The organism is Flavobacterium azooxidireducens, from assembly GCF_023195775.1.
GTDB classification, from domain to species: Bacteria; Bacteroidota; Bacteroidia; order Flavobacteriales; family Flavobacteriaceae; genus Flavobacterium; species Flavobacterium azooxidireducens.
The window spans coordinates 2,308,903-2,319,427 of the sequence record NZ_CP096205.1; the positions used below are offsets into that span (position 1 = coordinate 2,308,903).

General features: G+C 36.5%; 9 protein-coding genes. All 9 read left to right on the top strand.

The window, feature by feature from the left end; genetic code table 11:
- Positions 1-97 precede the first annotated feature (97 nt).
- The 9 genes from M0M57_RS10105 (at position 98) to M0M57_RS10145 (ending at position 10,457) form a co-directional block, all read left to right on the top strand.
- Positions 98-1,015: a dimethylarginine dimethylaminohydrolase family protein gene (locus tag M0M57_RS10105; protein ID WP_248432917.1), complete on the top strand. Its 918-nt coding sequence runs from the start codon at positions 98-100 to the stop codon at positions 1,013-1,015.
- Between the two features lie 90 nt (positions 1,016-1,105).
- The gene (locus tag M0M57_RS10110) at positions 1,106-1,471 is read left to right on the top strand and encodes a four helix bundle protein (RefSeq protein WP_248432918.1); all 366 of its coding nucleotides are present in this window, start codon (positions 1,106-1,108) and stop codon (positions 1,469-1,471) included.
- A 125-nt stretch (positions 1,472-1,596) separates the two neighbouring features.
- On the top strand, positions 1,597-2,532 hold the full coding sequence (ctlX, locus tag M0M57_RS10115) for a citrulline utilization hydrolase CtlX (RefSeq protein ID WP_248432919.1): 936 nt from the start codon (positions 1,597-1,599) through the stop codon (positions 2,530-2,532).
- 902 nt (positions 2,533-3,434) lie between these two features.
- Positions 3,435-5,543: a TonB-dependent receptor plug domain-containing protein gene (locus tag M0M57_RS10120; RefSeq protein WP_248432920.1), complete on the top strand. Its 2,109-nt coding sequence runs from the start codon at positions 3,435-3,437 to the stop codon at positions 5,541-5,543.
- A gap of 19 nt (positions 5,544-5,562) precedes the next feature.
- Positions 5,563-6,645: an HmuY family protein gene (locus tag M0M57_RS10125; RefSeq protein WP_248432921.1), complete on the top strand. Its 1,083-nt coding sequence runs from the start codon at positions 5,563-5,565 to the stop codon at positions 6,643-6,645.
- A 128-nt stretch (positions 6,646-6,773) separates the two neighbouring features.
- Entirely contained in the window at positions 6,774-7,607 is an 834-nt protein-coding gene (locus M0M57_RS10130) for a heme/hemin ABC transporter substrate-binding protein (protein WP_248432922.1), read from the top strand.
- The gene (locus tag M0M57_RS10135) at positions 7,597-8,631 is read left to right on the top strand and encodes a FecCD family ABC transporter permease (protein ID WP_248432923.1); all 1,035 of its coding nucleotides are present in this window, start codon (positions 7,597-7,599) and stop codon (positions 8,629-8,631) included. Before M0M57_RS10130 ends, M0M57_RS10135 begins: the two co-directional genes overlap by 11 nt.
- Positions 8,628-9,404: a heme ABC transporter ATP-binding protein gene (locus M0M57_RS10140; protein ID WP_248432924.1), complete on the top strand. Its 777-nt coding sequence runs from the start codon at positions 8,628-8,630 to the stop codon at positions 9,402-9,404. The genes M0M57_RS10135 and M0M57_RS10140 overlap by 4 nt, the downstream gene beginning before the upstream one ends.
- 15 nt (positions 9,405-9,419) lie before the next feature.
- Entirely contained in the window at positions 9,420-10,457 is a 1,038-nt protein-coding gene (locus M0M57_RS10145; RefSeq protein WP_248432925.1) for a hemin-degrading factor, read from the top strand.
- Positions 10,458-10,525: the final 68 nt, after the last annotated feature.

Below are 10,525 nucleotides of genomic sequence, written 5' to 3' on the forward strand. Positions count from 1 at the left end.
ATCTTTAAAATACAGCAACTAAAATTAGTATTCCCATAATAACCATTGCTTTTTGACTACCCTTTATTTATCTTTGTCAAAAGACAAAAGCAACTTTATGCTACCAATACACATTCAAAACGAAACCTCCCGATTAAGGGCCGTGGTCTTAGGAACTGCTGTTAGCAACGGACCAACACCAACTGCCGACGAAGCCTATGACCCAAAATCACTCGAACACATTTTAGCGGGAACCTATCCCATTGAATCCGATATGATTACCGAAATGGAAGCGTTTAATCAAGTATTCAAAAAATACGACGTAGAAGTTTTTAGACCGGATATTATCAATAATTACAACCAAATTTTCAGCCGCGACATCGGTTTTGTCATCGATGATATTTTTATCAAAGCCAATATTCTTCCCGACAGAGAAAAAGAACTCGATGCCATTCAATACGTTATCGATCACATCGACCCCAAAAAAGTCGTTCGCCCACCGGAAGAAGTCCATATCGAAGGCGGCGATGTGATGTTATGGAACGATTATATTTTTATCGGAACATACAAAGGTTCCGATTACAAAGATTACATCACGGCACGAACTAATTGGCAAGGTGTGGAGTATATCAAACAATTATTTCCACACAAAAAAGTAAAAGATTTCGATTTAGTCAAATCAAAAATTGAAGCCCGTGACAATGCGTTGCACCTCGATTGTTGTTTTCAACCCGTAGGAAAAGACAAAGGAATTATCTACAAAAGCGGTTTCCGTGAAGAAGCTGATTATATGTTTTTAGTGAACCTTTTCGGAAAAGAAAATTTATTTCACATCACGCGAGACGAAATGTATCACATGAATTCAAACGTGTTTTCCATCGCACCCGATGTCGTTGTTTCCGAACGAAATTTCACACGCCTAAACAATTGGCTTCGTGAAAATGGCTTCACAGTAGAAGAAATTCCATATGCTGAAATCGCCAAACAAGAAGGATTGTTGAGATGTTCGACATTACCTTTAGTAAGAGATAAATAGTTGTCGGTTGTCTGTTATCCGTTATCGGTTAACTAAAATCACATCTGTTTTTTTAATAAATTATAAACCATTAAAATAAAATTATCAGCCATGAAAAGTTACAACGATTTAGACATTTATCAACTAAGTTTAGACTTATTTTTCAAAGTACATCCAGCTTCATTACTATTGCCAAAGTATGAGCTATATGAATTGGGAAGCCAAGTTAGAAGATCATCCGATTCCGTAGTTTCAAACATTGTAGAAGGCTACGGACGAAAAAGATACAAAGCAGAATTTATTCGATTTTTAGTTTTCAGTCATGCGAGTTGCTTAGAAACAAAAAATCATCTTTTTAAAATTAATCGTTTATATTCGGGAGTTGTTCCCAATATTGAAACTTTTATAGAAGAATACGATATTTTAGGAGCAAAAATTTTTACTTTTATAAAATATGTAGAAGAACACTGGAAATAACAGAATTCAGTTATCCGTTATCCGTTATCAGACAACTGACAACCGACTCACGATAACAGACAACCGACAACCGATAACGGACAACCGACAACAAACAACAGACAACCGATAACCGACAACAGAAAATGAACCAAACAACCAACACCATCCTAATGATCCGTCCCGTTGCCTTCCGAATGAATGAGCAAACGGCCGTAAATAATTATTATCAAAAAGTATTAGACAATACAACTCCAGCCACTGTAAATGCCAAAGCTCAGCAAGAGTTTGATGCGTTTGTAGAAAAACTTCAAAAAGTGGGCGTGAATGTAATTGTCGTAGATGATACACTCGATCCCGACACGCCCGACAGTATTTTTCCAAACAATTGGATTTCCTTTCACGAAAACGGCGATGTAACGTTGTACCCAATGTTTGCCGAAAACCGTCGTTTAGAGAGAAGAGAAGATATCCTCGATATCATCGAAGATCGTGGATTTGTGGTCAACGAAATTATGGATTACACTTCTGCCGAAGAAGACGGATTTTTCCTCGAAGGCACCGGAAGCATCCTGTTAGACCGCGACAATGCCAAAGCCTATTGTGCCCTTTCGCCTCGTGCCGACGAAGAATTATTCATCGAATTTTGCGAAGATTTCGATTTAGCTCCGGTTATTTTTGAAGCTTATCAAACCGTGAATGGCGAGCGAAAACACATTTACCACACCAACGTAATGATGTGTTTAGCCGAAACCTTTGCCGTGATTTGTGCCGATTGCATTGACGATAAAAAAGAACGCAAAATGGTTTTAGACAATTTGCGTGCCGACGGAAAAGACATCATCCTCATCACTGAAGATCAAGTGAATAACTTCGCAGGAAATATGCTGCAAGTCAAAGGAAAAGACAACAAACGCTATTTGGTTATGAGCAATTCCGCTCACCAAAGTCTGACCAAAGCCCAACTTCACAAAATCGAAGAACACTGCGAAATCATCTCCTCAAGCCTCGACACCATCGAAGCCTGCGGCGGGGGAAGTGCCCGCTGTATGATGGCTGAGGTTTTTCTTCCCGAAGCATAAAATTTTAAATTTCAATTATACAAGCTTTGTCAAAACTCCAAACTTTGACAAAGCTTTTTTTTCTTTCATCTTTTTTCAGAAGCTATTCCCGCTTTTCATTTCAAGCTTGTTTGTCTTGTTGTTTTTTTCTAAGTCAAAAAAAGAGCTTCCTTTGGTCGCTTTTTTTGCCAAGAAAAAATACAACAATCCATCACAAGGCTTTCCATTTCAATCGGGGCTAGGGGCGAAGTGCTCAGTAATCAGTTTTCAGTCGCAGTTTTCAGTAATCGAATGCTAATTATCAATTTTAAAGTAAGATTTGATTTTCTCGCAAAGACGCAAAGTCGCAAAACCCCGAATTTGTAAATTTTGCGACTTTGCGTCTTTGCGAGAGAATTTCCATTTTCTTTAGAAAGTAATAGAATGCTCAGTTAGCAGTTTTTAGTCATAGTTTTAAATTCTATCATTTTAAGTTTTCAGAAGCTTTGTGCCTTTTCCTCTTTGTGGCAAAACAAGCCGCAGTTTTCCCCCAATCTTGTCATTCCGTAGGAATCCTTTTAATGTTCTCCGTGAGCAAAGAATTCCGTCCCAATTTGAAGATCATCTTGTCATTCCGACGAAGGAGGAATCTCCTCAAAGATTAATCAAAATTCTCAATAAAATGAAAATGTTGCTCTAAACGAATCCAGCCAAATCGTTTTATGGCGAAGCTATCAATCAGCGAAAATTTATTACATCTATCAAATCCGTGTGCTATTTAAAACAGATTAAAATGATAAATAATAAATTCATAAAGCAATTTCCCATTATCTTTTGAAAATCAATCCATTAAAATAATTAACATAAAAAAATACTATGTTTATTTAGAATAAATAAAAATAACATATATATTTGCTCAATATTATTTAGAAACAATCTTAATAGTGAAAAATCTAATCCCCATTTTATTCTTTTTATATGCTTCATCAAGTTGGGCACAAGTAGTTGACACCACCAAAACAATCGCTTTAGCTGATGTTGTTGTCACCGGTCAATTTGAACCGCAATCTTTAAAAAAATCGGTTCATAATGTTCGTGTTATAACAAGTCAAGATATTAAAAACCTTGCTGCAAACAATTTGGGTGATGTATTAAATCAATATTTAAACATCACTGTAAGACCAAGTAGCAGCACCGGCCGTTCAACCGTTTCGATGTTTGGCTTAGATGCACAATATTTCAAAATTTTAGTAGATAATATTCCATTAGTCAACGAAGCGGGATTTGGTAACAATGTCGATTTATCACAAATTAACCTCAACGACATCGAACGAATTGAAATCATAGAAGGCTCAATGGGCGTAACTCATGGAGCAAATGCCGTTTCCGGAATTTTGAATATCATCACTAAAAAAAGCAATACACACAAATGGGCCATCAGCACAACGCTGCAAGAAGAAACCATTGGCAACGAATACGAATGGTTTGATAAAGGAAGACACATTCAAAACTTAAAAGTAGCTCATAACATTTCAGAGAATTGGTTTGCCAGTATTGGCATGAATCGCAATGATTTTCAGGGATTTTTAAATGACCAAAAAGGAAAAAATCATTCTGAAAACGACGGACAAAGAGGTTATCGTTGGCTACCAAAAGAGCAATGGAATTCAACCGCTTTAGTCAGTTTCAGAAAAGGTAATTTTCAAGCGTTTTACAAATTTGAATATCTAGATGAACAAGTTGATTTTTTCAATAGTGTCGTTCAATCCGGTTTCAGCAGTCAGTTAGGAGCTTATAAGTACGGCGATGACATCCGTTATTTTACCAATCGATTTTACCATCATTTGAATGCGGTTGGAAAATTATTTTCCAAAGTAAATTACAACATTTCAGTTTCGCATCAATTACAAGAAAGATTATTTGAAGAATTCAGGTATAATATTTCAGCAAGAAACGAAATGAACAATAATGAATTTAAAGATCAATCGATGGAAGTCTTTTATTCAATCGGAAACTTCAGCAACTTTTTTAACAATGACAAATTCGATTTACAATTGGGTTATGAACTAGTCAATAATTACGGTTTTTCATTAATTGAAGGAGAAAATAATACCACCAAAACCATACGTGAGCGAATTGACAATTACGATATTTTTGCGGTTTCGGAAGTTAAACTTTCCTCTACATTTTCACTTCGTCCGGGTGCTCGTTACTCTTTTCAATCCAAATTCGACAATCAATATGCTCTTTCTTTAGGTGCCAGACAATTATTTAAGGACAATTTAGAAATGCGGGCTTCTATTGGAAAATCATTCCGAACGCCCAATTTTGAAGAAATGTTTAACGAAATGATTTTCTCTGGACATTTTTTTGTCGGTAATGAAAACTTAACTCCGGAAATAAGCACTTCCTACGAAGCAAGTTTAAAAAAGCGATTTTCTGTTGGTTCTGATGTGGCTGTTTCTACAAATTTAATTGCCAGTTTTATGGATATCAAAGACAGAATCGATATGGCTTTAATCGGTTTTGATGAAACCACAAATAATCCAATGTATCAATACATCAACATCAACAAATATAATATGTGGAATGTTTCCACGAATAATCAATTGGAATACAACCAATGGCGATTCAATTTAGGAGCTTCTTTAGTGGGGATTTCCCGTTTAATTGATGATGGTGAATTTACTTCTGATGACAAATACCTTTATTCATTCAACCTGAATAGCAGTGTATCATACAACATTAAAAAGTGGAATACCATTGCTTCCTTATATTACAAATTCACCGGAAAAACACAGCAATTTGTAGCGGGTCAGCAAGGTTATACTTTGTCTGATATCGAATCGTATAATTGGTTGGATGCTTCTATTCAAAAGAATTTTCTAGATGATAAATTGGAACTCACCATCGGAGCACGAAATTTGTTCAACATAACCGACATCAACCAAACCAACCTAAATCAAGGCGGCGGACATTCCGTTTCCTCTCAAATTTTACTGGCTTACGGAACCAGTTATTTTACCAAACTAACGTATAACCTCAATTTTTAATTTTATAAAATCAATCACAATGAAAAAAGGATTTTTTATTTTATCACTTAGTATTTTAGCACTTGCATCTTGTTCAAGCGATGATGAAAGCACACCTTATGTTCCACCGATTTCAGAAGCTGTAGTTGAAGCTTCAACAGGAGGCCCAAACCAACAAAATCAATTGTATGTCGATTTAAGTACGTCAACCAAAACTTCTGTTGCAAGAGAATCTTGGGATTTAGGTTTTTCTTCAGGTTCAGCTTTTAGAGTAGCCATAAACGGTTCATTAAAAATGGCTGTAAAACAATTGAATACAACCAATATCGATGAGGTTCAAACGGAAGATGCATCGGTTTCAGTAGGTTTTTCAACGTTAGCATCGTTAGGTTATGTTGACAATCCAACCGGAATTTTAGAAGGTCCGGGAGCTGGAGTAGGAACAGCCATTGCCGAAATTTCTGCCAACGATGCAGACAACAAAGTGTATTTGGTAAACTTAGGTTTTAAAGCCGGAACTACCACCCCAAATCTTGGAGCTGTTGCCACCGATGGAGATCCAAGAGGTTGGAAAAAAATCAGAATTACCAGAAGTGGAAATAACTACGTGTTGCAATATGCCGATTTAGGTGCAACCACACATTCAACGGTGACCATTTCTAAAAATACAGCATTTCATTTTTCATTCTTCAGTTTAGTTAGCGGGCAAGAAGTTACTGCTCAACCTGAAAAAGGTAAATGGGATTTGAATTTTACCACATTTACCAACTATTTCCCTTATATGGGAGCTGATGTAACCTATGGTTATGCCGATTTTATTACCACAAACGTAAAAGGAGGAACAACTGTTTATGAACTTTTAACAGCAGATGTGGCGTATGACACTTTCGTTTTAGCAGATGTAATCGAATCGTCATTCACCGTTTCTGCCACAGACCAAAGAGTCATTGGTGCAAACTGGCGTTCAGGTGGCGGACCGGGTGCTTTACCAAGCATAAGAGACGACCGTTTTTATGTATTGAAAGATGTGGAAGGAAACATTTACAAACTTCGCTTTTTATCGTTAACCAATGATGCAGGCGAAAGAGGTTTCCCGGTTTTTGAATATGAAATATTGAACTAATAATTACTGAGTTTTTTGTTTGTATGGATAATCGGGCTGGTGACACGGCTCGGTTTTCTTAAACAAATAATAACTTAATGAACCTTAATTTCTTAATGGTTTTAAAAAAATACTTAAAGTCAAAAACTATGAAAAATACAATCACATTTCTTTTTTGTTTGGTTTGTATCGTTACCTTTTCAAATGAAAATCAACAAAATCAATCACGAATTATCACCCTAAATGGATCCATCACCGAAATGGTTTGTGCTCTTGGCTATCAAGACAAAATTGTGGCAACCGATGTCACGAGTACGTTTCCAACCACTTTAAAAGTAAAAGATTTGGGTCACGTGCGAACCCTTTCCATCGAATCAATTATGGCCTTAAAACCAACATTGATTTTAGCAACAGAAAAAGATATGAACCCCGATTTAGCTTCCAAATTGAAAGCTTCCGGTGTAAAAACCCATATTTTTAAACAAGAGTTCTCCATTCAAGGAACTAAAAACTTAATTCAAGAAGTGGCGACTGTTTTAGGTGAAAAAAACTTCACTGCTTTGCAATCGTCCATTGATAAAAAAGTAAAAAATGCAAAAGCAATTCCATCCAAACCAAAAGTGTTATTTGTTTATGCTCGTGGTGCCGGAACATTAATGGTTGCCGGAAAAAACACACCGGTTGACAAAATGATTGCTTTAGCCGGAGGACAAAATGCAGTGAGCGGATTTGATGATTTTAAACCGTTAACACCTGAAGCTTTGTTGGCTAATAATCCTGATTACATCCTCTTTTTTGATTCCGGTTTACAAAGTTTAGGCGGAGTAGAAGGAGCTTTAAAAATTGAAGGTCTAGCTAAAACAAAAGCCGGAAAAAATAAAAATATTATCGCAATGGACGGTGCTTTGCTATCCGGTTTCGGACCAAGAGTTGGCGAAGGAGTAGTGGAACTTAATCAATTAATTTCAGGAAATGCCAAATAAACTCGTTACCTACCTGCTTTTAAGTATTTTATTGCTGATTATTTTAGCAACCGTATCTTTATTTGTAGGGGTGTATGAATTTGAAACCGACGTATTTTCCATCCTGAAAAGTTTCTTTATTTCTTCCACAGAAGTCTCAGAAGCAGATCAGTACATTTTATTTGATTTACGCTTACCGCGAATTGTGATGGGCATTCTTATTGGCAGTATGTTATCCGTTTCGGGAACGTGTATGCAAGGGATGTTCAAAAATCCACTAGCAACTCCCGATTTAATTGGGATTACCTCGGGAGCTACTTTGTTTGCCGCTACTTCCATTGTTTTGGGTGGTGTTTTAAAAGCATTCATTCCGGAAAGTTTACATTTTTATTTGTTGAGTTTGATGGCCTTTTTAGGCTCTTTACTCACAATGTTGATTGTGTATAAAATCGCTACCGTTAACGGAAAAACCAATGTGGTTATGATGTTGCTTACCGGAGTAGCCATTACAGCCATCGGATTTGCTTTCACCGGATTTTTAATTTACATCTCCAAAGAAGAACAACTTCGTGACTTGACTTTTTGGAATTTAGGAAGCTTGGCCGGAGCAACTTGGATGAAAAACGGTTTACTTTTAGTAGTTTTATTGATTTCCTATTTCTTTTTATTAGGAAAAGGAAAATCGTTAAACGCTTTGATGTTAGGCGAAAATGATGCAAAACATTTAGGTGTTCCTGTAGAGAAAATCAAAAAGCAAATTGTAGTTTTTACCGCTTTGATGGTTGGAACGACTGTCGCTTTTTCAGGCACAATTGGTTTTGTCGGATTAGTAATTCCGTATATTTTGCGGTTGATTTTTAAATCCAATTATCAATTGATTTTACCTTTATCGGCTGTTTTTGGAAGTATTTTATTAGTTGTTGCGGACACCATCAGTCGGACGATAGTGGCACCATCAGAAATTCCAATCGGCATTTTGACAGCGATGTTAGGAGCACCGGTTTTTATTCTTATTTTAATCAAAAATAAAAAATCAATTGTATGATAGTTGCTCACAAAATATCGTATGCTCACAAAAAAGTGGCGATTCTTCAAAACATTGATGTAGATGTTAATTATGGCGAATTGGTAGTGATTGTCGGACCAAATGGTGCCGGAAAATCTACTTTATTGTCGATGTTGGCCAACGAAATGACCGATAACGAAGAACCTATTTTTTTTAAAAAGAAAACCTTTGAAGAGTGGGATCATAAACTGTTACCCCTTCACAAAGCCAAGTTTTCGCAACAATACAATCACGACATTCCGCTCACAGTGGAAGAAGTGGTTTTGATGGGAAGGTATCCGTATTTTGAATCCGTTCCATCCAAAGAAGATAAAACTGCGGTTGAAAAAGCAATGGTTGAAACGGATGTAATTCCATTCGCCAAAAGAAGTTACAACACTCTTTCCGGTGGCGAAAAGCAGCGAGTGCATTTGGCTCGTGTACTCACACAATTGGACAACGAAGTGGCTCATAAATTATTATTTTTAGATGAACCGCTCAACAATTTAGATGTGTTGCACCAACATACCGTGATGCAATCCATCCGAACATTTACTCAAAAAGCAAACACTGCCGTGGTGGTGTTACACGATTTGAATTTGGCAGCACAATTTGCCACACATATAATAATGATGAAGAAAGGAAAAGTCTTTTGTCAAGGAAAACCAACCGACGTTTTTACAGGAGAAAATATCAGCCAGGTCTATAATTTTCCGTGTACGATTTGCACCAATCCGATCAATCAAAATCCGTTAATATTATTTGGAACTTAATATAATCATACAAACATGAATACAACAGAAACAACATTAAAAAATCAATGGGAAGCGTTGAAAGCAACAACTCCTTATCTTAGAATTAGAAATGCAGCTGAGCAATTAGGCGTAAGCGAAGCCGAATTGTTAGCTACCCAAATCGGAGAAACCGTTACTCGTTTGAAACCTGAATTTTCATCCATTTTATCAGAAATTGAAACTTTAGGAAAAGTTATGGCTTTGACGCGTAACGAAGAATGTGTTCACGAACGCAAAGGAGTTTATTTGAATCCGGATTTCAGCAGTCCACACGCAGGATTATTTGTTGGTGAAGATATTGACTTGCGAATTTTTCTTTCCGCTTGGGATAAAGCGTATGCCGTGAGTGAAACTTCCGAACACGGAAGTCGAAAAAGTTTACAGTTTTTTGGGAAAGATGGTTTGGCGATTCACAAAATCTATTTAACTCCTGACAGTAACGAAGCTGCGTTTGATGTTTTAGTTGAAAAATACAAATCAGAAAATCAAGAAACGACTGAAACTACTACAGAAGTTGCCGCTTTACCTACTGAAAAATCGGATACAGAAATTGATGTAGAAGGATTTCAAAAAGCGTGGGTTGAATTAAAAGATACGCACGAATTTTTTGGCATGTTGAAAAAATTCGGTGTAACCAGAACTCAAGCTTTACGTTTGGCTCCGAATGATTATTTTGCTAAAAAAGTAGAAAAAGAAGTAATTGTTACATTATTGGAAGAAGCGGCGAAACAAAAACTACCTATTATGGTTTTTGTTGGAAATCGAGGAAATATTCAAATTCATACCGGAACAGTTCGCAAAACTATGTGGCACGGAACGTGGTATAATGTGATGGATCCTGATTTTAATTTACATTTAGATATGTCAAAAATTGCACAAACGTACATCGTTAGAAAACCAACGGAAGATGGTGTGGTTACAGCTATTGAAGTATTTAATGATAAAGGAGATATCATAGTTCAATTTTTCGGAAAAAGAAAACCGGGAATTCCGGAGTTGGAAGGTTGGAGAGAGATTGTGGCGGGGTTGTAATGTGGCAATTAGACAATGTGTCAATTAGACAATGAGGTTGAACCTAATTAACTGAAATAAAAAGAGGC

Bases quoted from the DNA above. Each gene is read 5' to 3' on its own strand.
- M0M57_RS10145 (WP_248432925.1), top strand. From the start codon at position 9,420: ATGAATACAACAGAAACAACATTAAAAAATCAATGGGAAGCGTTGAAA.
- M0M57_RS10135 (WP_248432923.1), top strand. From the start codon at position 7,597: ATGCCAAATAAACTCGTTACCTACCTGCTTTTAAGTATTTTATTGCTG.
- M0M57_RS10125 (WP_248432921.1), top strand. From the start codon at position 5,563: ATGAAAAAAGGATTTTTTATTTTATCACTTAGTATTTTAGCACTTGCA.
- M0M57_RS10130 (WP_248432922.1), top strand. From the start codon at position 6,774: ATGAAAAATACAATCACATTTCTTTTTTGTTTGGTTTGTATCGTTACC.
- M0M57_RS10140 (WP_248432924.1), top strand. From the start codon at position 8,628: ATGATAGTTGCTCACAAAATATCGTATGCTCACAAAAAAGTGGCGATT.
- M0M57_RS10105 (WP_248432917.1), top strand. From the start codon at position 98: ATGCTACCAATACACATTCAAAACGAAACCTCCCGATTAAGGGCCGTG.
- ctlX (WP_248432919.1), top strand. From the start codon at position 1,597: ATGAACCAAACAACCAACACCATCCTAATGATCCGTCCCGTTGCCTTC.
- M0M57_RS10110 (WP_248432918.1), top strand. From the start codon at position 1,106: ATGAAAAGTTACAACGATTTAGACATTTATCAACTAAGTTTAGACTTA.